Consider the following 20,445-nt stretch of genomic DNA (forward strand, 5'->3'; position numbering starts at 1 on the left):
GGGCCGGTGACCGATGACGACCGGGGAGATGACCGGGCTGCGGAAAGCAGCCATCCTCCTTGTCCAGATGGGCAAGGACGACGCCGCGAAGATCATGGCGCATCTTCGCGAGTCCGAGGTCGAGGAGCTCACCGCCGAGATCATGCGGCTCGGGCAGGTCGAGGGCGACATCGCCGACGTGGTGCTCGAGGAGTTCCACGACATGGCGACCGGCCACCGGTACGTGGGGCAGGGCGGCCTCGACTTCGCCCGTGACCTGCTGGAGGCATCGCTGGGGCGCGAGCGGGCCGGCGAGATCGTCGGCCGGCTCAACACCGTCTTCATGGACGTGCCGTTCGGCTTCCTCGGCCAGGCCGACCCGCGCCAGCTGCTGTCGTTCCTGCAGGACGAGCACCCGCAGACGATCGCGCTGGTCCTCGCCCACATGACCGCCACGCAGGCGTCGCAGATCCTCGGCGGGCTCGCCCCCGAGCTGCAGGCCGACGTCGCGCACCGCATCGCCGTCATGGACCGCACCTCCCCCGACATCATCCGCAAGGTGGAGGCGACCCTGGAGCGCAAGATGTCCTCGGTGCTGCAGCCGGGCGACCTGTCCGCGGTCGGCGGCCTCGAACCGCTCGTGGAGATCATCAACCGGACCGACCGGGCCACCGAGCGGCTGATCCTCGAAGGGCTCGCCGGGCGCAACCCGGAGCTGGCGGAGGAGATCCGCTCGAAGATGTTCATGTTCGAGGACATCGTGTCCCTCGACGACCGCTCCATCCAGCTCGTGCTGCGCCAGGTGGAGACCAACGACCTCGCCACCGCGCTGAAGGGCGTCCGCGAGGAGGTCCGCCAGAAGGTCATGAAGAACCTCTCCGAGCGTGCCGCGGAGAACCTCGCCGACGAGATCGAGATGCTCGGCCCGGTCCGCCTGCGCACCGTCGAGGAGTCCCAGGCGAAGATCGTCCAGGCGATCCGCACCCTGGAGGAGTCCGGCCAGATCACGATCCGCCGAGGGGACGACGATGAGTTCGTCGGCTGAGTATCCGCTTGCCTTCCCGCCGCCGGCGAAGAAGCGCGCGGGCACGCCACGTCCGGCGTTCCCGCCGCCGCCCCCGCCGCCACCGACCCCGGCGACCCGCGCGTTCCCGCCGCCGGAGACCCCCGCGACCGTCCGGTACGGCGAGAGCGTCCTCACCGACGACCGCGCCGGCGCCGCGCCGCAGGCCCGGTTCGACGTCGACCTCCGCGAGCGCGAGACGTTTCCGCCGGAGCTCGTCGAGCGGGTCCGCGAGGAGGCGGAGGCCGCCGGGTACGCCGCCGGGTGGGCGCAGGGCATGCGGGAGGCGAAGACCGGCGCCGACGCGCAGGCCGCCAGGGTCGCCGCCGAGGCCGCCGCGACCGCCGAGGAGCACCGCCGCCTCGTCGAGTCGGCCCTGCGGGCGATCGGCGCCGCCGCCGACGCGCTGGAGCGCCGGGCGGTGCCGGCCGCGCAGGACATCGAGGACCAGATCGTGGCGACGGCGTTCGCGCTCGCCGAGGCGGTCCTCGGCCGCGAGCTGCGGACCGCGACCGAGCCCGGCCGGGAGGCCCTCGCGCGGGCGCTCGCGCTCGTGCCCGGGACACGTCCGGTGACGGTCAGGCTCAACCCGGCGGACCGGCGGACGATAGGACAGACGGAACTGGTCATGGACGGCCGCACGGTGTCCCTCGTGGACGACCCGGCGCTCGGACCGGGCGACGCCCTCGCACTGTGCGACGCCACGTCGGTCGACGCCCGGCTCGCGCCGGCGCTCGACCGGGTCCGGGAGGTGCTCGAACAGTGACGTCGTCGCTCCAGCAGCGCATCGCCGCCGCTCGCGAGGCCGCCAACCCACGCGTCAGCGGCCGGGTCACCTCGATCGTGGGCCTGTCGGTGACGGTCGCCGGCGTCGACGGCCGCGTCGGCGACCTCGTCGAGATCGGCGCCCCCGCGGGGCACGGCGGCCACGGGGTGACGGTCCCCGCCGAGGTGGTCTCCATCGACGGCGACCGGCTCGCCTGCCTGCCCCTCGGGCCGCTCACCGGCGTCGGCGCCGGCAGCCCCGTGCGCGGCACCGGCTCGCCGCTGCGGATCGCCGTCGGCCCGCAGCTGCGCGGCCGCATCCTCGACGGGCTCGGCCGCCCGATGGACGGCGGGCCGCCGCTCACCGGCCTGGAGCGGGTCCCGGTCGAGCACGACGCGCCCGACGCCCTCGCCCGCGGCCGGGTCCAGGAGCCGCTGTCGCTCGGCGTGCGCGCCCTGGACACGCTCGTGCCGTGCGGGCGCGGGCAGCGCATCGGCATCTTCGCCGGCTCCGGCGTCGGCAAGAGCAGCCTCATGTCCATGATCACCCGTGGTACGGACGCCGAGATCTCCGTGATCGGCCTCGTCGGCGAGCGGGGCCGCGAGGTCCGCGAGTTCATCGAGAACGACCTCGGGCCCGAGGGCCTCGCCCGGTCCGTCGTGGTGATCGCGACCTCCGACCAGCCGCCGCTGGTGCGGCTGCGGGCCGGCTTCGTCGCGACGCGGATCGCCGAGTACTTCCGCGACGGCGGCCAGGACGTGCTGCTGCTGATGGACAGCCTCACCCGCACCGCGATGGCGCAGCGCGAGGTCGGCCTCTCCGCGGGTGAGCCGCCGGCGACCCGCGGCTACCCGCCGAGCGTGTTCGCGCTGCTGCCGCGCCTGCTGGAGCGGGCCGGCCCGGCGCCGGTCGGCTCGATCACCGGCCTGTACACGGTCCTCGTCGAGGGCGACGACCACAACGAGCCGATCGCGGACACCGCCCGGTCGATCCTCGACGGGCACATCACCCTGGACCGGCGGCTCGCCACGTCCGGGCACTTCCCCAGCATCGACGTGCTGGAGTCGGTGTCCCGGGTCGCCAACGCGGTCACCACCCGCGAGCAGCGCGCCAACGCCACCGCGATGCGGCGGATGCTCGCCGCCCACCGCGACGTGCGGGAGCTGGTCGAGATCGGCGCGTACGTGAGCGGCAGCAACCCCGACGCCGACCGCGCCCGGGCGCTGTGGCCGCAGATCAACGACTTCCTGCGACAGGACATGGACGACACCACCCCGGCTCCGCGGGCGTGGTCGATGCTGGATGCGCTGGTGAACTCCTGATGGCGAAGAACGGTTTCCGGCTCGGTGCGGTCCTGCGGGCCCGCAAGGCCCAGGAGGACGCGGCGAAGGCGGCCGTCGTCCGGGCCCGCGGCGAGGCCGCCGCGGCGCACGGGGCGGTGCACGCCCGGGAGCGCGACCTCGACGGCCGGCGGGTCCCGGACGGAGCGTCGTCGGCGGCGTTCGCCGCGACCCTCATGGCCCGGCAGGCGACGGCGACGGCCCTCGCGGCGGCGATCGGCGTGGCGGAGCTCGCCGACCAGACCGTCCAGGACCGGCTCGACGACCTCACCGACGCGGCCGTGCAGCGCCGCACGATCGAGAAGCTCCAGGAGCGGCACGACCTGACCCGCAAGCGGACGGCGGCCGCGATCGAGGCCAAGGCGGTCGACGACCTCACCACCGCCGCCGCCTTCAACCGCAGGGGTGACGCATGACGGTGTTCGAGGCACAGGCGCGCGTGGCCGAGATCCGCAACCGGATCGGGCTCGACGCGCCGGCCGCGACCGGCGGCGGGGCCGCGTTCGCGGCGACCCTGAAGTCCACATTGGACAGCACGCCCGCGGTCACCGGCGGGGACGTCGTGGACGCGGCGAAGCGGTACCTCGGCACGCCGTACGTCTTCGGCGGCACCAGGCCGGAGAGCGGCCTGGACTGCTCCGGTCTCGTCCAACGGGTCTACGCCGACCTCGGCGTTACGCTCCCCAGGGTGGCGAAGGACCAGGCGCGCCAGGGCACCGCGGTGCACGACCTGGCCCACGCCCGCCCGGGCGACCTGCTCGCCTTCGGCAGCCCCGTCGGCCACATCGGCATCTACCTCGGCGGCAACCGCATGATCGCCGCCCCGCACGCCGGTGACGTGGTGAAGGTCCAGGAGGTGTACGAGACACCCACCGCCATCCGCCGGATCGTCAACACCTCCCTGGACCCGGCGTGGTCGGCGGCGTTGACCGGTGGGGCGCAAGCCGGTTCGCTCGCCGCGGCGCCGGCGCCGGCGGCGCTCCGGCCCGCCGCCCTCACCGGGGCGACCGCGGTGACGCCGGCGGAGGTGCCCTACGCGGAGCTCTTCCACCAGGCCGGCGCGAAGTACGGCCTCTCACCCTCCCTCCTGGCCGCCGTCGCGAAGGTCGAGTCCGGGTACGACCCGGCCGCCGTCAGCGGCGCCGGCGCGCAGGGCCTCATGCAACTGATGCCGGCCACCGCCCGCGGCCTCGGCGTCGACGCCCTCGACCCGGCCCAGGCGGTCGACGGCGCCGCCCGGATGCTGTCGTCGAACCTCGAACGCTTCGGCTCGATCGACCTCGCCCTCGCCGCCTACAACGCGGGCGGCGGCGCGGTCAGCCGCTACGGGGGCATCCCGCCGTTCGCGCAGACCCAGGCCTACATCCCCAAGGTCAAGGCGGCCATGGAGCAGCTCGCGGGAAGGGGTTTCGCATGACCGCACCACTGGACGTCACCCGGCTGGCCGCCGCCACCCGCGCCGCCGACCAGCCCACCGAGCGCGGCTCCTCGGACGCGTTCGCGGCGGCCCTGGCCGCCGCCACCCACGGCCGCGCCTCCCAGGGCGCACCGACCCAGGGCGCCCGCGACCGCCGCCTGGATCAGGGTCATGCGCAGGACCGCGACTGGGACAGGGCGCGGGACCGGCGCTTCCCGGTGCGGGACCGCCGGGCCGGCGACGACCGCCGCCGCACCTCCGAGGCGGACACCCTCGCCTCCACCGCGGCCGCCCAGCAGCACCGCGAGCCCGTGATGCGGCGCCCCGACCCCGAGCGGCCCCAGGCGCCCCGCGATGCCGCCGCCGCTCCGGTACGGGATGCGCCCCGCCCTCCGGCGGACCCGGCTGCCGACGCCGCGCGGCCTCGCTCGCAGCGCCCCGCCGGCCCGGTCACTGCAGAGCAGCACAGCGACGGCGCGGTCGCCGAAGGGCGGCCCGGCGGCCCGGCTGCCGGCCCGGTCGCCGAGGGGGCCGTGCGGCGCCCTCTGGAGGCGATGCTGCGGGCCGCCGCCGCCCAGACCACCCCGACCGTGGTGACCGTCCCTCTCGCCGCCGCCGAGCCAGGAGCCCAGCCGGCGCTTCCCGCCACCGTCCAGCCGGCACCGCCGGCCGGGCACCGGCTCGAAGCCCAGACCGTGCTCCAGTCCGTGCCCCAGTCCGTGCCCACAGCCGGGTCGGAGACGCAGGAACAACCCCTGGCGCAGACCCTGTCCCAGGCGCGGCCCGGCCTGCGGCCCGACACCCCCACCGGGACCGGGAGCGGGGCCGCAATCGGGGCACAACCGGAGGGGCAGACCGGAGCGCAGGCCGGGTCCCGGACCACGCCCTACTTCGGGGTCCAACCCGGGGCGCAGCTCGCGGCGCAGGCCGGGACGCACCCCACGGCGCAGGCCGGGGCGCAGCTCGCGGCGCAGGCCGGGGCGCAGCTCGCGGCACAGGCCGGCGGGCAGGCCGCGGCACAGCTCGCGGCACAGGCCGGCGGACAGGCCGAAGCGGCGCAGGCCGGGACGCAGCTCACGGCACAGGCCGGAGCGGCTCAGCTCGCGGCACAGGCCGGGACGCAGCTCGCGGCACAGGCAGGCGGGCACGGCGCGGCGCTGATCGGGGCGCAGGCCGCCGGCCAGGCGCTGCCCGACCCGGCGGCGCGGCTCGCGACTCCGCCGCAGTCGCCGGCCGACCCCCGAGCCGTGCGGCCGGCCGCCGGCGGGGCCCGGCCGGATCTGGCCGCCTGGACCGGCAACCCGCTTCCCGGTGCCGGTCTGACCGCCACCGCACCGGTGACCGCGCCCGTCGGGCCGGCGTCCGGCGCCACGCAGGCGCCTCCCTCCGGGGCAGCACCCGTCGCCGTCCCGGCCGCCCCCGCGCAGAGCCTGCTCGCCCAGGCGACGGCGCTGCTGACGGCGCAGGAGGCGGCACCCGCGACGCCTGCCCCGGCGGCCGACCCGGCCCAGCTCCCGCAGGCGCCGCAGCGAACCGCCCCGGCGACCGCCCAGAACACCGCCCAGCACGCCGGCCCGGCGACCGTCCAGGTCACCGGCGACGCCGCCCTGGCGGCGCAGGCACCGCAGCCCGCGGCCGCGCCGGCCACGACGCCCCTCGAAGCGCCGCACCGCGCCCACCCGGCAGCCCACTCCGGCACCCAGCCGGGCGGCGCCCAGCCGGTGGCCCGGTCCGCCGGTGAGGCCGGCGACCAGGCGGGCCCGCAGGCGCTCCTCCAGAGCGTGCCCCCGGCCGCGATCGCCGCCACCGACGCGGTGCCGGCCGAGGCGCGCGGCGGGGTCACCGACGGCGGCCAGCAGGTGTCGCAGCTCGTGGCGCAGCAGGCGGCGCAGGGGGCGCTCGCCGGCGACGCGCAGGGGCGGGGCGGGCAGAGCGGGACACCCGGCGGGCACGGCCACGCGCAGCGCTCCGCGCGGATCGAGGATGCTGCCGGCGGAGGGCAGGCGGTCGTCGTACAGCTGCCGCAAACGCCGATGACGCAGGCCGCCGCGGCAGCTCCGGCGCCCGCGCAGGCACCGCCGCCCGCGCCGGTGGCGACGCAGGTGGCGATGGTGCTGACGCCGCTGCGCAAAGGGCCCGACGGGGTGCACCGGATGACGATCCAGCTCAGCCCCGGGGACCTGGGGCAGGTCAGCATCGTCGCCGAGGTGCGGGACGGGACGATCGCCGTGCAGCTGGCGGCGGGCAGTGACGCGGCGCGGGCCGCGCTGCAGGCGGCGATGCCGGACCTGCGGCAGGACCTGCGGGACGCGGGGTTCGGGCAGTGCACCCTGGATCTGCACCAGGACGCTGACCGGCCCGGCAACCAGTCGCAACAGTTCTCAGGTTGGCAGTCGCGAGGTCGATCTCATCAGCAGGCAGCCGAGTCGAGGACCACCGAACCGGTCCTCGACCCGGACGCCCTGGTCGACGTGCGCATCTAGGTAGGGGGTTTCGCCATCACCACCCCGATCACGCCGGTCTCCGGCCCGGTCAGCGGCAACGTCGGCGACTACGTGCCGAAGCCGGTCTCCGGCAACGTCAGCGACTACGTGCCGAAGACCGACGCGCCCGGCGACGTCGCGAAGACGGACGGCACGAAGCGGGAAGCACCCGCGAAGCCCGGCGGCGACCTGGGCAAGGACGCGTTCCTGAAGCTGCTCGTCGCGCAGCTGAAGTACCAGGACCCGCTGAAGCCGATGGACAACTCGGAGTTCCTGGCGCAGACGGCGCAGTTCACCACGGTCGAGAAGCTGACCGATCTGGCGACGGCGCAGCAGAGCCTGCTCACCGCGCAGTTGCAGCTCGGCGCGAGCAACCTGATCGGCAAGACCGTCGCGTACACCGACAAGGACGGCAAGGAGCAGTCCGGCGTGGTGACCGCGGCGACGTTCTCGGGCACCAGCCCCACCCTGCGGGTCGGCGACACGGATGTCGCGCTCACTGCGGTCAAGGAAGTCCGCAACCCGGCATCCTGAAAGGACCCCTCCCTATGCTCCGCTCACTCTTCTCCGGCATCAGCGGTCTGCGGGCCCACCAGCAGATGATGGATGTCACCAGCAACAACATCGCCAACGTCAACACCGTGGGGTTCAAGTCGTCGCAGGTGGTGTTCCAGGACACGCTGAGCCAGATGATGCGGGCCGCGGGCGCGCCGCAGCAGGGGCAGGGCGGCACGAACCCCGCCCAGGTCGGCCTGGGTGTGCGGCTCGGCGCGATCAACACGAGCTTCATCCAGGGCTCGGCGCAGACGACGGGTCGCGCGACCGACGTGATGATCTCCGGCGACGGGTTCTTCGTCGTCAACTCCGTCGACGAGATGCTCTACACGCGGGCCGGTGCGTTCAACTTCGACGCCGAGGGCAAGCTGGTCACGCCGACCGGCGCCGCGGTGCAGGGCTGGCCGGCGGTGAACGGCACGGTCAACACGAACGCCCCGATCGGTGACATCCGGCTGCCGATGGGCACGCTGATCGCGCCGAACGCCACCCGGAACATGGTCATCGCCGGTAACCTGCCGGCCGACGCCCCGGTGAACACCACGATCCCGCGGTCCATCAAGACGTACGACGTGCAGGGCAACGTGGTGACGCTGACGTCGACGTTCACGCTGACCCCCGGCGGCTGGGAGGTCAGCGTCAGCGACGGCACCACGCCGTCGTCCCCGGCGAGCCTGACGTTCCTGCCGAACGGGCAGATCAGCGGGCCCACGTACACCGACTCGAACGGCAACACGAAGATCGGCCTGCTGTACGACCCGGACAGCGACGGCGTCGGCGTCGAGGTGGACCTGGCGGGCCTGACGGAGTACACCGGCAGCACGACGGTGAGCCCGCTGAGCCAGAACGGCTCGCCGGCGGCGACGCTGCAGTCGTTCAACATCAACCCCGACGGTCAGCTCGTCGGCGTGTTCTCCAACGGCAACAAGCAGACGGTGGCGCAGCTCGCGCTCGCCAACTTCAACAACCCGCCCGGTCTGGAGAAGGTCGGCGACTCGCTGTACCGCTTCACGGTGAACTCGGGCCTGGCGCAGGTCGGCGTCGCCGGGACCGCGGGTCTCGGCACGCTGCAGAGCGGTGCGACGGAGATGTCCAACGTCGACCTGGCGCAGGAGTTCACGAACCTGATCGTGGCGCAGCGCGGCTTCCAGGCGAACTCGAAGGTGATCAGCACGTCGGACGAGGTGCTGCAGGAGCTGGTGAACCTGAAGCGGTAAAGGATTTTACCGGACAAAAGGCCCACCCTTCGGAGTGGGCCTTTTGCGTAGCACCTCCACGGCAACCGTCAACTCCTCACCTGTCGGCCGATCGGTCCGATGTGAAATCCGAAGGCACCACGGAGGGGGCCTCGCCCACTACCACCAAGGACGGGAGCGCGTCGATGATCCTGCTGACCCGGCTCAACGGCCCGGTGTTCGCCCTCAACCCCGACCTGGTCGAGCGGGCCGACTGCACCCCCGACACGGTCGTGACCCTGGTCGACGGCACGAAGTATCTGATCGCCGAGTCACTGCCGGAGCTGGTGGCGCTGATCCGCCAGTACCGGGCCCAGGTGGTCGTGGACGCACAGCAGCTCGTGGGGCAGACGTCGGCGGAGCGCGCCGACGAGGTCCGGGAGCGCGCCAAGGAGACCAACGTCGTTCATCTCCACCGTCGGGAGCGCTGACACATGGATCCGGCCACCATCATCGGGATCGTGCTCGCCTTCATCGCGATCTTCACCTCGATGATCCTTGAAGGCGGCAGCCCCGGCTCCATCTTCCTGTTGCCGCCACTGATCCTGGTCTTCTTCGGCACGATCGGCGCGGCCATGGCCGGCGGCATGCTCAAGGACACGATCGCGCTCGGCGACTCCTTCAAGCGGGTGCTGCTGGGCAACGTGGTGCCGGCCGACGCGCTCGTCGACGACATCGTGAAGCTCGCCGAGAAGGCCCGGCGCGAAGGGCTGCTGGCCCTCGAGGACGCGATGAAGGAGGTGCAGGACCCGTTCCTCAAGAAGGGCCTGCAGCTCGCCATCGACGGCACCGACTCCGAGGAGCTCGCGACGATCCTCGAGGCCGAGGTGGACGCGAAACGCAAGGCCGACAAGCAGGCCGCGACGATCTTCACGGGCATGGGTGGGTACGCGCCGACGATCGGCATCATCGGCACGGTCATCGGCCTGATCCACGTACTGGAGAACCTGAGCGAGCCGGACAAGCTCGGCCACCTCATCGCCGGCGCCTTCGTGGCGACGCTCTGGGGAGTTCTCTCAGCAAACGTCATGTGGCTGCCGATGGGAGCCAAGTTGAAACGGCTGTCCGAGCTCGAGTGCGCACAGATGGAGCTCGTGATCGCCGGCATCATCAACATCCAGGCAGGGGCCAACCCCCGCCTGGTCGCACAGAAGCTCCGAAGCCTGCTGCCGCCGGGCAGCGCCACTGACAAGAAGGAGGCCGCCTGATGAGCGGACAGCGAAGCGGCTCGGTCCGCTCATCTTCGGCGCAGGTTGGCTCAGGCCGACGCCGTAGCGCAGCGGAGGTGGCGGCGTGAGCGGAGGTGGGCACGCCGCCAAGGGCGGCACCAAGGGCGCGCACGCGAAGGGCCACGGCAAGAAGCACGGCGCGCACGAGGAGGAGCACGAGAACCACGAGCGCTGGCTGGTCAGCTACGCCGACATGATGACGCTGCTGATGGTGCTCTTCATCGTGCTCTTCGCGATCAGCCAGGTCGACCAGAAGAAGTTCGCGGAGCTCAAGAACGGTCTCGCGGTCGGTTTCGGCTCCCCCTCGGTGGCGTTCGACGGTGGCGAGTCCACGCTGATGGAGTCCTCCGACAGCGACTCCCCGATGGACCTGTCCTCGGGCATCGGCGGCACCACCAGCGACGCGACGGCGATCCAGGAGGCCGTGGCGGCGAAGGAGCGGGCGTCGGCGTCGGCGAAGCAGAAGGCCGCGCAGCAGGAGGTCGAGAACTTCGAGAAGATCAAGGCCCAGATCGAGAAGAGCCTCGAGAAGCAGGGCCTGCAGGACTCGGTGAAGTTCAGCATCGACGAGCGCGGCCTGATCGTCACCGTCGTCACCAGCTCGATCGTGTTCGACGGCGGCGAGGCGCAGCTGCTGTCCGCCGGCCGGGAGATCATGGCCGGGATCGGCCCGGCGATCGCCGGCCTGCCCAACAAGATCGAGGTCGACGGGCACACCAACCAGCTCGCCGCCACGACCGGCAGCTACCCCAGCGGCTGGGAGCTGTCCACGGCCCGCGCCTCGACGGTGGTGCGCTTCCTGCACAGCAACGCCGGCATCCCGGAGAACCGCCTGATGGCGTCCGGCTACGCCGACACGAAGCCGCTGTACGCGGTGGAAGACCCGCGAGCGGCGTCGCTCAACCGGCGGGTGGAGATCATCGTCCTGTCCTCCCTTCCGGCCGACACCCGGGCGCTGCTGCCCTCGGCCGCCCCGACCTCGTAAGGAGCGGCCCGGATGGCGAAGGACGAGAAGGCGGCCGCGGCTCCCCCGGAGACCGGCGAGGCGCCGAAGAAGGGCAGGAAGAAGCTCATCATGATCATCGCGATCGTGGTGGTGCTGCTGGGCGGCGGGGCGGGCGGCTGGTTCATGTTCAAGCCGTCCTCCGCGACCGCGGAGCCCGAGCCCGAGCCGGGCGCGGTGGTGCCGCTGGACCCGGTCACGATCAACCTGGCCGACGGGCACTTCCTGAAGCTCAGGCTGTCGCTGCAGGCGACCGCGGACGTGACCGAGGCCCCGGACGGCAGCAAGGCCCTGGACATCGCGATCGAGCTGTACAGCAACCGGCCGATGGCGGAGCTCATGTCCAACACCGAGCGGGAGCGCTCGAAGGCGGAGCTCAGGGAGAAGATCGAGAAGGCGTACACGGTCAACAAGGAGAAAGAGATCATGGACGTGTACTTCACGTCGTTCGTGATCCAGTAGGCCCGAACCGGCGGATCTGGGGGGTTTCAAGGAAACCTCTAGGTCCGTTTCGGCCGTTTTCCGTCAAGCTGCACCCAAAAAGACCGATGGTAAGAGAGTGACGCAGTCAACGTCGGCGACCGGGAGCGGCCGCACGCCCGGCAAGATGAGCCGGCGTGGCGGTAAAAGCTCCGGTCCCGAGCCGTATGACTTCCGTCGTCCGACCAAACTGTCCCGGGAACACATCCGGACCCTGCAGATCTCGTACGAGACCTTCGCCCGCCAGTACGCCACGCTGCTGACCACCAGCCTCCGGGCGGTGTCGCAGGTCAGCCTGATCTCGATCGAGCAGCTGACCTACGACGAGTACATCAGCGGCCTGTCCAGCCCGACCGTCGTCGCCATGTTCAGCATCGACCCGTTACCCGGCACTGCCATCCTGGAGTTCTCCCTGAGCACCGCCATGGCCTGCATCGACCACATGCTCGGCGGCCCGGGCGGTCCGCAGCCACAACGCCCGCTGAGCGACATCGAGATGCCGTTGCTGCACGGCCTCATCGAGCGGACGCTCGGCGAGCTGCGCTACGCCTTCGAGGGCATCGTGGCCTTACGGCCGGAGATGACGACGATCGAGTACAACCCCCAGTTCGCCCAGGCGGGCGCCACCTCCGACGCCGTGATCGTGGCGTCCTTCGAGATGCGGGTCGGCAGCGAGGAGTGCGTGGCCAGCATCTGCCTGCCGTTCGGCTCGATCTTCCCGAAGCTGCAGGGCGAGCAGGGCAGCGCGGTGCTCACCGAGGCGCAGCGGGTCGCCCGCGAGGTCGCCTACCGCAACGTGGTCGCCGGTCTGGAGGGCGCGCCGATCGAGGTCGCGGTGCGCTTCCAGCCGGTCCGCATGCACCCCGCCGACCTGATCGGGCTGCGGCCGGGCGACGTCGTGCCGCTCGCCCACACCACCTCGACGCCGCTGGCGGTGACCACGGCGGACATCACGTTCGCCTACGCCGTCCCGGGCGCGCAGGGCAACCGTCTGGCCTGTCTCGTGGTGCCGAGCCCACAGCCGGGTCAACGACCGACACACCGGCCCACAGGACAGCCGGCCGGACAGCTCGGCCAGAACCGCGCTGAGGAGAACCGCCGATGACCATCGCCACCAACGAGGCACTGCTGGCCCGCGCCGAGGCGGCCGCACGGGCCGCCGTGGCGCTGCTGCCCGCCAGCTCCCCGCTCTCCGTCGGTGCGCCCACGCAGAACGTCGACGAGCTCGCGATCGACGGCCAGGCCGTTCGCGCGCGGTTCGCCGGCACCGCGCAGGGCGAGGTCGCGATCGTCGTCACCCAGGACCTCGTCGAGGCGCTCGCGAACTCCCCCATGGGCGCCCTGGACCTGAGCCAGGCCGTCCGGCCCGCCCTGGAGGCCGCGGCGACCACCGTCGGGCCGGTCGTCGTCGATCCGGGCGAGGTGCTCCAGCCCGCCGACGCCATGGGCCAGCTCGTCGCCGTGGGCGGGGTCCTGGTGCCGCTCACCACCGACGAGGGCGCCGTCCACGCCGTCGTCGCGCTGGCCGTGGCGGTCGAGGTGACCTCCGGCGGGGGCTCCGGCGACTTCCGCGACGATCGCGACGACCGCGGCCGGCCGCCGGCCTTCGACCTTCTGCACGACGTCGAGATGGAGGTCACCGCCGAGCTCGGCCGGACCCGGATGAGCGTGCGGGAGCTGCTGTCGCTCGCCCCCGGCGCGGTGATCGAGCTGGACCGGGCCGCCGGCGGCCCCGCCGACCTGCTCGTCAACGGGCGGCTCATCGCCCGCGGCGAGGTGGTCGTGATCGACGAGAACTTCGGCATCCGGATCACCGAGATCGTCGGCCCGTCGGATCGGGCGTAGTCGCTGATGTTCGAGCTTGCTTTGCGAGTCATGTGCTCACTCACCGTAGTGTTCATCTTACTTTGGGCGCTGGCGCGGCTGGCCCGGCGCGGTGCCGGCGGCGGCCACGGCGCGGGACTGGTCACCGTGCTCGCCCGCCAGCAGCTCAGCCGGGGCTCGTCGGTCGCGGTCGTGAAGGTCGCCGACCGGGCCCTCGTGCTCGGCGTCAGCGACACGGGGGTGTCACTGCTGGCCGACGCGGACGCTTCGCTGTTCTCCACCGGCGCGCCGGAGGACCCGCGCCCGTCGCCCCTGGCCGGGTCGCTGCTCTCGGCGGAGACCTGGCGGTTCCTGAAGGGCCGGCGATGAAGTCCCTGCTGGCCTTCGCAGCCTTCGGTACGGCGCTGCTCCTGCCCGCCGCCGCCAACGCCGCCCCGACGCCGAAGCCACCGGTGTCGCCGAGCCCACCCGACGGCACGGTCAACATCGACGTCGGCGGCGTGCAGCCCAGCCAGTCGATCACCATCATCATCCTGCTGACGCTGCTGTCGATCGCGCCGTCGCTGCTGCTGATGACGACCAGCTTCACGAAGGTCTTCGTGGTCCTGTCGATCACCCGCAACGCGCTCGGCCTCAGCAACGTGCCGCCCAACCAGGTGATCGCCGGCCTGGCGCTGTTCGTCAGCCTCTTCATCATGTCGCCGGTCGTCTCGGAGGTGAACGACGTCGGCCTCCAGCCCTACCTGAAGGGGGAGAAGACCCAGGCGGTGGCCTTCAAGGACGGGGTGCAGCCGCTCGAGGCGTTCATGCTCAAGCAGACGCGCAAGGACGAGATCGCGCTCTTCACGAAGATCGCCGACCGTCCGCTGCCGAAGAACAAGGACGATGTGCCGCTGTCGACGCTGATCCCCGCGTTCGTGCTGTCCGAGCTGCGGGCCGCGTTCATCATCGGCTTCGTCATCTACATCCCGTTCCTGGTCATCGACATGGTCGTCTCGGCGGCCCTCATGTCGCTGGGCATGATGATGCTGCCGCCCGTCACCATCGCGCTGCCCTTCAAGCTCCTGCTGTTCGTCCTGGTCAACGGGTGGGGGCTGATCCTCACCGCCCTCGTGGCCAGCTACCACTGACGAGGTGAACCCCGCATGACCGACACCAAGATCCTCGAACTCAGCCTGCAGGCCATGACGATCGCCGCGAAGCTCGGCGCGCCGATCCTGCTCACGGCGCTCGTCGTCGGCTTCGCCATCTCCCTCTTCCAGTCCGTGACCCAGATCCAGGAGTCGACGCTCTCCTTCGTGCCGAAGGCCGCCGCCATCGGCCTAGCGCTGCTCTTCGCCGGCAACTGGATGCTGCACGAGATGGTCACCTACACCGAGCAGCTCTACGCCCAGATCCCGGACCTGATCAAGGGTGCCTGAGTCCTACACTGTGCCGCTGAGCACGGTCCTGGCGATCCTGCTCGGCTCGATCCGGGCGGGCGTCTGGCTCGCCCTGTGCCCGCCCTTCAACAACCGCGGCGCGCCCGCCACGGTGAAGGCCCTGCTGGCGGTGGCGATCGCCCTGCCCCTCGCCCCGCGCCTCGCCCCCCAGATCCCGCCCGGCATGTCCACCGGCGTGCTCGTCCTCAACGCCGTCGAGCAGGCCGTCATCGGCGCGGCGCTGGCCTTCATCACCGCCCTGCTCTTCGCCGCGGTCCAGATCGCCGGCAACATGATCGACCTGGTCGGCGGCTTCAGCCTGGCCTTCTCGATGGACCCCTTCATGCTCCAGGGCAACGCCATCTTCGGCCGCTTCTACAACCTCATCGGCATGGCGCTGATGTTCGCCACCGACTCGCACCAGCTGATCCTGCGCGGCTTCGCCCGCTCGTACACCGCGATCCCGCTCAACGACGCCTTCTCCCTGGAAGCATTCACCCACGTCATCACCGACGGTTTCGGCGAGATGTTCCTGGCCGGCCTCCAGATCGCGGCGCCCCTGGTCGCGATCATGCTCGCCGTGGACGTCGCCCTGGGCCTGCTGACCCGCGCCGCCCCCGCCCTCAACCCGTTCTCCTTCGGCTTCCCGGCGAAGGTCCTGCTCACCCTGACCATCGTCGGCACCGCCATGCTGCTCCTGCCGAACGCCATCACCAACCTGACCAACCGCTCCGTGACCCTGGTCCTGAAACTCCTGGCCGCCTGACCACCGCCACGACCCAGCCGCGGATGTCATCGGCAGATGACGGCAGCGGCATCGGCACGACGACGGGCGCATGACAGCGCCACGGCTTCCGCGGCGCGAGGGGTCATCGGCCACCGGCACGCGGCGGGGTGGGCCTCGCCGCACCTCCTGACCGCTCCCGAACGGCCGGCGTCATCACCACGACGATGGCCGGCGTCATCACCGCAACGACGGCAGCGGTCGTCATCACCACCGCTGCGGCACAGCCAGTCATCCGCCGCGACGACGACAACACCGAGGCACTGCACCAGACCGTTGCGGATGTCATCGGTACGTCGACGGCGGCGGCGTCACCGAGGCGACAGCGGATGCGGTGGTGGCGCCGGTGTGGCCGGGTCAGGAGTTGTCTTCGGCGCGGCGTTGGGGGAAGGGTTCGCCGGCCACGGCCTCGGCGCGCAGCGGCTCCTCGTCGGTGGCAGCGTCCGGGGCCGGCTCGCGCTTCTTGTCGGCCTTGCCGTAGTCGCGGGTCACCATCCGGAAGACGGCGAGCATCACCGCGGCCACCGGCACGGCGATGAGCAGGCGGAGCAGGCCGGTCTGCAGGTCGAGGTGGTGGGTGACGAAGGTGGCGTAGAGGGCGGGCGACGCGATCACCACGGCGAGGAACAGCGTGGAGAAGCGGGCCATCCCCAGCACGTCAGCCGCCCACCAGACTCAGGCGCTCGCAGAGCATCGCGGCCCACTGGAACGGTGTCGACGGGCGGCCGTCCAGGAGGGCGACGGGCACGCGCAGGGCCAGCGGGCTGGCCGGGTCGCCGCTGGACATCGTGCCGCGCAGGCAGATGGCGTCGACGCGGCGCAGGCCCTGCAGGTGGTGGGCGACGTCGGAGGTCTTGCGGCTGGCGTCGACGACGACCCAGACCGCGACGGGGCGGACCGCCTCGACGATCGCGGCGGCCCAGGCGGACTCGTCGAGGGCGGCCTCGACGGCGACGACGCTGGGCGCGTCGGACTTGCGCAGCTTCTTCGCCCAGAGGCGGGCGTCGTGGGCGCCGGTGATGCGGCGCTTCGCGTCGATGCCCGCGGCGGCGGCGTTGCGGCCGGCGAAAAGGATGTGGTCGCTGTCGAGCCGCTGGGTCTCCGCGACCCACCGCGCGACCTCGACCGCGTGCGTCGACTCGCCGACGACGATGAGCGTCTCCCCCGGGCCGTCGGGCGCGGGCTCGGCGATGGGCAGCGCCGAGAATGCGTCGACGACGGCACTGTAGGTGTCGGCGGCGTTGGCCCGGAACGCGATGTCCGACGGCACGCCCAGCGACTGCAGCCGGCGGCCCAGCGCGGTCGGCCGCTCGGACTTGTCCGCGCCGGCCCGGTCGCCGCCGGAGCGCTCGGCGGTGGCGCGTTCGGCGGCGGCGGCGCGCTCCGCGGCAGCTGCGGCCCGCTCGGCGGCGGCGGTGCGCTCCGCGGCGGTGCGCTCGGCAGGGGCCGCCGCCTGCGCGGCCGCCGCGGCCTGTGCGGCGGTGTGCGGGCTGTAGGCGCCGGCGAGCCGTTCGCTCTTGTCCGGTGTCCGCGGCTTCTCCACGGTGGCGGTGGCTTCAACAGGCATTGAGGACTCCTGCCAATATTCGATCTCGTCGTCGGACAGTGGGCTGGGCGGGTTCGGCCGCGCCGGGGCGCGCCGTCGCGGGTCCATCCGCGTCTGTTCGGGCCAGATCCCCTCGCCGCTCGGTGCGGCGGGCGGCTGATACCGCTGTGGCTGCGGCAGATCGTGACGCTGCTCGAAGCGCGGGTCCAGGTCCGGCGCGGCGGGCGGCGGCGGCTGATACCGCTGTGGCTGCGGCAGATCATGGCGCTGCTCGAAGCGCGGGTCCGGGTCCGGCGCGGCAGGCGGCGGCTGATACCGCTGTGGCTGCGGCAGATCGTGACGCTGCTCGAAGCGCGGGTCCGGGTCCGGCGCGGCAGGCGGCGGCTGAAACCGTGGTGCCGGCTGGGCATCGCGGCGCGCGTCCACGTCCGCCGGCGCCTGCGGCACGTCGCGGCGCGGGTCCACGTCCGGCATCGGCGGCGGCTGGAACCGTGCCGCCTGCGGCACGTCAGGGCGAGGCTCGAAGCGCGGGTCCACGGTCACCTGCTGCACGCCGAGCTTCGCGATCGGCTGGCCGGCCGCCGGCCGGAACGGCCGCACCGACGGCGCGCCTGCGGGCACCTCCGGGGCAGGGCCCTCGGCGAGCAGCCGGTTGAGCGCGTCGGCGGCCGTCGGCGGCCGCGGCGGGCCACCGGCCGGTGGCCGGGAAGGACCACCGTCGGACGGCCGTGCCACCGCACCCGCGGGTGGCCGCGGCTGCCCGCCAGCACCCGCCGCCGGGCCCGGGGCGGCCTGCGGCGGCCAGGCCCCACCGGCAGGCGCTCCGGCAGCCCCGGGAGGTCCGGAAGGCCCGGGAGCCCCGGGAGGCCCGGGCACCGGGGGGCGCGCCGGCACACCGGCAGGCGGGCGCGGAGCCGCGGCCCGCGCATCCGCGAGCGCGTCCGCGAACGTCGGATTCCTGCCCTGCGATTCGGCGGCATCCGCCAGCGCGGCCAGATCCTCGATACTCAGCGTGCGATTCGGCGTGTCGCCTTTGCGCGGTGCCTGGCCTGATGATTGAGTTGTCGCAACGGCATCGGGGACCTCCACCGTCAGCTCATATTTCTGAGTGCCGAAAAGGCCACCGACCCCGCCGGTGCGCACTTTTTCGGCAGAGACGATGACAGCATCCGGCCCGTGCTCGGCGCGCACCTGCGCGAGCAGCTCTTCGAGGTCACGACCTTCAAGCAGCAACCGGGTAGGCACCATTCACCACCCCAATAGTCTCAATCCGCAGCGTACTCCCGGCGATCTCTGAGTAGGACAGAACCGGTAAACGCGGCAATGCCATCTGCACCAGTTTCCGCAGAGCGTTGCGCAGTTGCGGCGAGCAGACGAGGACGGGACTGACGCCCCGTTCCTCGCCGAGTTCGGTGATTCTGGTCAGGTCTGCGAGCATCGACTCGGCGCGGGCCGTGTCGATCAGCAGCTGCAATCCGCTGTCGGTCGGGCGCAGCGATTCCAGTAGCTGCTGCTCCAGCCTCGGTTCGAGGGTGATCGCCGTGAGGGTGCCGTCGTGGGCGTACCGGGAGGCGATCGCCGGCCCGAGCGCCGCCCGCGCCGCCTCGACGAGCGAGTCGGGGTCGGTGGACTGCTTCGCCTGCAGCGACAGGGATTCGAAGATGCGCACCAGGTCGCGGATCGGCACGCCCTCGTCGAGCATGGTCTGCAGCACCCGCTGCACCTGCCCGAGGCTGAGCGCCGCCGGGGTCAGCTCCTCCACGACGACGGGGTGCGTGCGCTTGACGATCTCGGTGAGCGCGCGGACGTCCTCGCGCCCCAGCAGGCGGCTGGCGTGCAGGCGGACGATCTCCGCCAGGTGCGTGATGATGACGGACGCCCGGTCCACGACCGTGGCGCCGGTCAGGTCCGCCTGGTGGCGCAGCTCGGCCGGCACCCACTTGCCGGCCAGGCCGAAGACGGGCTCGACGCCGGCGCGGCCGGGCAGGAAGTCCAGGCCGTCGCCGATGGCCAGGACCGTCCCGGGCGGCGCCTGGCCACGGCCGACCTCGACGCCGCTGATGCGCACCGCGTACGTCGACAGCGGCAGCTCCAGGTCGTCGCGGGTGCGTACCGGCGGCATGACGATGCCGAGCTCCAGGGCGACCTTCCGGCGCAGGGCCCGGACCCGCTCCAGGAGGTCCCCGCCGCTGGCGTCGACGAGGTCGACGAGGTCTGGCGCCAGGGCCAGCTCCAGCGGGTCGACCCGCATCTCCCCCAGCAGCGTCTCCGTCGGGTCCGGCGGTGGCGGCTCGGCCTCGGCGGCGGCAGCGGCCTGCTGGTCGGCCTCGCTGACCGGATTCGGCAGGCGCTGCGCGATGATCAGCACCGCCGCGCCGACCAGCAGGAAGGGCAGCTTCGGCAGCCCGGGGATGATGCACATGGCGAGCGCCGCGCCGCCGCCGATCTGCAGCGCCCTGCGGTTCTGGCTGAGCTGCTTGCTGACCGTGGCGCCCATGTCGCCGTCGTTGGCGGAGCGGGTCACGATGAGACCGGTCGCCACCGACAGCAGCAGCGCCGGGATCTGCGAGACGAGGCCGTCGCCGACGGACAGCAGCGAGTAGGTCTGGATCGAATCGGTCGCCGACAGTCCGCGCTGCAGCATGCCGATCGCGAAGCCGCCGATGAGGTTGACCAGCGTGATGATGATGGCGGCGATCGCGTCGCCCTTGACGAACTTCGACGCGCCGTCCATCGCGCCGTAGAAGCTCGCCTCGGAGGTGATCTCGGTGCGGCGTTTGCGGGCCGTGGCCTCGTCGATGAGGCCGGCGTTGAGGTCGGCGTCGATCGCCATCTGCTTGCCGGGCATCGCGTCGAGGGTGAAGCGGGCGCCGACCTCGGCGACGCGCTCCGCGCCCTTGGTGATGACGATGAACTGGACGATGAACAGGATCAGGAAGATGACGAGGCCGACGATGAGCGAGCCGCCGACGACGAAGTGGCCGAACGCCTCGATGACGTCACCGGCGAAGCCCTCGGTGAGCACGAGCCGCGTCGCGCTGATGTTGAGCGACAGGCGGAAGAGCGTCGCGATGAGCAGCAGCGAGGGGAACGACGAGAATTCGAGGGGCCGCTTCACGTACATGCTGACCAGGACGATCACCAGTGCCAGCGTGATGTTCGCGGCGATGAGGGTGTCCAGCAGCACCGCAGGCAGCGGCACGACCATCATGAGGATGATCAGCACGATGCCGATGGGCACGATGAACTGCGACAGGCGTTTGGGCACGCTCTCCCCGTCTTTCTGATGTGACGCGTTCCCCTGATCGGTGCCGAACGGG

The 20,445-nt window shown here is 72.3% G+C and carries 21 protein-coding genes; 18 read left to right on the top strand and 3 right to left on the bottom strand.

The features are described 5' to 3' along the window. The first annotated feature begins 13 nt into the window (after positions 1–13). The 18 genes from fliG to fliR all read left to right on the top strand — a co-directional run bounded on the left by fliG (position 14) and on the right by fliR (position 15,561). Complete coding sequence (gene fliG, locus ACFY3L_RS36205) at positions 14–1,024, top strand: flagellar motor switch protein FliG (protein WP_389334730.1); 1,011 nt, start codon at positions 14–16, stop codon at positions 1,022–1,024. Continuing rightward, on the top strand, positions 1,008–1,808 hold the full coding sequence (locus ACFY3L_RS36210; RefSeq protein WP_389334733.1) for a FliH/SctL family protein: 801 nt from the start codon (positions 1,008–1,010) through the stop codon (positions 1,806–1,808). The genes fliG and ACFY3L_RS36210 overlap by 17 nt, the downstream gene beginning before the upstream one ends. Then, the gene (locus ACFY3L_RS36215) at positions 1,805–3,130 is read left to right on the top strand and encodes a FliI/YscN family ATPase (RefSeq protein WP_389334736.1); all 1,326 of its coding nucleotides are present in this window, start codon (positions 1,805–1,807) and stop codon (positions 3,128–3,130) included. Before ACFY3L_RS36210 ends, ACFY3L_RS36215 begins: the two co-directional genes overlap by 4 nt. Further along, the gene (locus ACFY3L_RS36220) at positions 3,130–3,564 is read left to right on the top strand and encodes a cell envelope biogenesis protein TolA (protein ID WP_389334739.1); all 435 of its coding nucleotides are present in this window, start codon (positions 3,130–3,132) and stop codon (positions 3,562–3,564) included. The genes ACFY3L_RS36215 and ACFY3L_RS36220 overlap by 1 nt, the downstream gene beginning before the upstream one ends. After that, positions 3,561–4,565: a transglycosylase SLT domain-containing protein gene (locus ACFY3L_RS36225; RefSeq protein ID WP_389334742.1), complete on the top strand. Its 1,005-nt coding sequence runs from the start codon at positions 3,561–3,563 to the stop codon at positions 4,563–4,565. Before ACFY3L_RS36220 ends, ACFY3L_RS36225 begins: the two co-directional genes overlap by 4 nt. After that, on the top strand, positions 4,562–7,048 hold the full coding sequence (locus tag ACFY3L_RS36230; RefSeq protein WP_389334745.1) for a flagellar hook-length control protein FliK: 2,487 nt from the start codon (positions 4,562–4,564) through the stop codon (positions 7,046–7,048). The genes ACFY3L_RS36225 and ACFY3L_RS36230 overlap by 4 nt, the downstream gene beginning before the upstream one ends. A gap of 72 nt (positions 7,049–7,120) precedes the next feature. Beyond that, entirely contained in the window at positions 7,121–7,582 is a 462-nt protein-coding gene (locus ACFY3L_RS36235) for a flagellar hook capping FlgD N-terminal domain-containing protein (protein WP_389334748.1), read from the top strand. Positions 7,583–7,596: 14 nt separating this feature from the next. After that, positions 7,597–8,820 (top strand): flagellar hook protein FlgE, encoded by a 1,224-nt coding sequence (locus ACFY3L_RS36240; protein ID WP_389334751.1) that lies wholly within the window; start codon positions 7,597–7,599, stop codon positions 8,818–8,820. A 164-nt stretch (positions 8,821–8,984) separates the two neighbouring features. After that, a complete protein-coding gene (locus tag ACFY3L_RS36245) occupies positions 8,985–9,269 on the top strand; it encodes a flagellar FlbD family protein (RefSeq protein ID WP_389334754.1) in 285 nt (94 codons plus the stop codon). Positions 9,270–9,272: 3 nt separating this feature from the next. Further along, complete coding sequence (locus ACFY3L_RS36250) at positions 9,273–10,046, top strand: flagellar motor protein (protein ID WP_389334757.1); 774 nt, start codon at positions 9,273–9,275, stop codon at positions 10,044–10,046. A gap of 85 nt (positions 10,047–10,131) precedes the next feature. Continuing rightward, positions 10,132–11,052: a flagellar motor protein MotB gene (locus tag ACFY3L_RS36255; RefSeq protein ID WP_389334760.1), complete on the top strand. Its 921-nt coding sequence runs from the start codon at positions 10,132–10,134 to the stop codon at positions 11,050–11,052. A gap of 12 nt (positions 11,053–11,064) precedes the next feature. Beyond that, positions 11,065–11,532: a flagellar basal body-associated protein FliL gene (fliL, locus tag ACFY3L_RS36260; RefSeq protein WP_389334763.1), complete on the top strand. Its 468-nt coding sequence runs from the start codon at positions 11,065–11,067 to the stop codon at positions 11,530–11,532. A gap of 97 nt (positions 11,533–11,629) precedes the next feature. After that, a complete protein-coding gene (locus ACFY3L_RS36265; RefSeq protein WP_389334766.1) occupies positions 11,630–12,655 on the top strand; it encodes a flagellar motor switch protein FliM in 1,026 nt (341 codons plus the stop codon). Further along, complete coding sequence (gene fliN, locus ACFY3L_RS36270; protein WP_389334769.1) at positions 12,652–13,395, top strand: flagellar motor switch protein FliN; 744 nt, start codon at positions 12,652–12,654, stop codon at positions 13,393–13,395. Before ACFY3L_RS36265 ends, fliN begins: the two co-directional genes overlap by 4 nt. A gap of 48 nt (positions 13,396–13,443) precedes the next feature. Next, positions 13,444–13,743: a flagellar biosynthetic protein FliO gene (locus tag ACFY3L_RS36275; protein ID WP_389334772.1), complete on the top strand. Its 300-nt coding sequence runs from the start codon at positions 13,444–13,446 to the stop codon at positions 13,741–13,743. Next, positions 13,740–14,504, top strand: coding sequence for a flagellar type III secretion system pore protein FliP (gene fliP, locus ACFY3L_RS36280; protein WP_389334775.1), 765 nt, complete (start codon positions 13,740–13,742; stop codon positions 14,502–14,504). Before ACFY3L_RS36275 ends, fliP begins: the two co-directional genes overlap by 4 nt. Before the next feature lie 15 nt (positions 14,505–14,519). After that, positions 14,520–14,795 carry a flagellar biosynthesis protein FliQ gene (gene fliQ / locus ACFY3L_RS36285; protein ID WP_389334778.1) on the top strand — a complete coding sequence of 92 codons (276 nt, stop codon included), beginning with the start codon at positions 14,520–14,522 and terminating at the stop codon, positions 14,793–14,795. Continuing rightward, positions 14,788–15,561, top strand: coding sequence for a flagellar biosynthetic protein FliR (gene fliR / locus ACFY3L_RS36290; RefSeq protein ID WP_389334781.1), 774 nt, complete (start codon positions 14,788–14,790; stop codon positions 15,559–15,561). The genes fliQ and fliR overlap by 8 nt, the downstream gene beginning before the upstream one ends. Before the next feature lie 375 nt (positions 15,562–15,936). Here fliR and ACFY3L_RS36295 read toward each other — a convergent pair whose 3' ends face one another. The 3 genes from ACFY3L_RS36295 to flhA form a co-directional block, all read right to left on the bottom strand. Further along, complete coding sequence (locus tag ACFY3L_RS36295) at positions 15,937–16,227, bottom strand: hypothetical protein (RefSeq protein WP_389334784.1); 291 nt, start codon at positions 16,225–16,227, stop codon at positions 15,937–15,939. 10 nt (positions 16,228–16,237) lie between these two features. Further along, the gene (locus tag ACFY3L_RS36300; RefSeq protein WP_389334787.1) at positions 16,238–17,860 is read right to left on the bottom strand and encodes a hypothetical protein; all 1,623 of its coding nucleotides are present in this window, start codon (positions 17,858–17,860) and stop codon (positions 16,238–16,240) included. A gap of 487 nt (positions 17,861–18,347) precedes the next feature. Next, entirely contained in the window at positions 18,348–20,393 is a 2,046-nt protein-coding gene (flhA, locus tag ACFY3L_RS36305; RefSeq protein WP_389334791.1) for a flagellar biosynthesis protein FlhA, read from the bottom strand. Positions 20,394–20,445 lie beyond the last annotated feature (52 nt).

The organism is Dactylosporangium sp. NPDC000521, from assembly GCF_042898305.1.
Classification (GTDB): Bacteria; Actinomycetota; Actinomycetes; order Mycobacteriales; family Micromonosporaceae; genus Dactylosporangium.

Bases quoted from the DNA above. Each gene is read 5' to 3' on its own strand.
- ACFY3L_RS36220 (WP_389334739.1), top strand. From the start codon at position 3,130: ATGGCGAAGAACGGTTTCCGGCTCGGTGCGGTCCTGCGGGCCCGCAAG.
- fliN (WP_389334769.1), top strand. From the start codon at position 12,652: ATGACCATCGCCACCAACGAGGCACTGCTGGCCCGCGCCGAGGCGGCC.
- fliP (WP_389334775.1), top strand. From the start codon at position 13,740: ATGAAGTCCCTGCTGGCCTTCGCAGCCTTCGGTACGGCGCTGCTCCTG.
- fliG (WP_389334730.1), top strand. From the start codon at position 14: ATGACGACCGGGGAGATGACCGGGCTGCGGAAAGCAGCCATCCTCCTT.
- ACFY3L_RS36295 (WP_389334784.1), bottom strand. From the start codon at position 16,227: ATGGCCCGCTTCTCCACGCTGTTCCTCGCCGTGGTGATCGCGTCGCCC.
- ACFY3L_RS36230 (WP_389334745.1), top strand. From the start codon at position 4,562: ATGACCGCACCACTGGACGTCACCCGGCTGGCCGCCGCCACCCGCGCC.
- ACFY3L_RS36240 (WP_389334751.1), top strand. From the start codon at position 7,597: ATGCTCCGCTCACTCTTCTCCGGCATCAGCGGTCTGCGGGCCCACCAG.
- ACFY3L_RS36250 (WP_389334757.1), top strand. From the start codon at position 9,273: ATGGATCCGGCCACCATCATCGGGATCGTGCTCGCCTTCATCGCGATC.
- fliL (WP_389334763.1), top strand. From the start codon at position 11,065: ATGGCGAAGGACGAGAAGGCGGCCGCGGCTCCCCCGGAGACCGGCGAG.
- ACFY3L_RS36210 (WP_389334733.1), top strand. From the start codon at position 1,008: ATGAGTTCGTCGGCTGAGTATCCGCTTGCCTTCCCGCCGCCGGCGAAG.
- ACFY3L_RS36225 (WP_389334742.1), top strand. From the start codon at position 3,561: ATGACGGTGTTCGAGGCACAGGCGCGCGTGGCCGAGATCCGCAACCGG.
- ACFY3L_RS36245 (WP_389334754.1), top strand. From the start codon at position 8,985: ATGATCCTGCTGACCCGGCTCAACGGCCCGGTGTTCGCCCTCAACCCC.
- fliQ (WP_389334778.1), top strand. From the start codon at position 14,520: ATGACCGACACCAAGATCCTCGAACTCAGCCTGCAGGCCATGACGATC.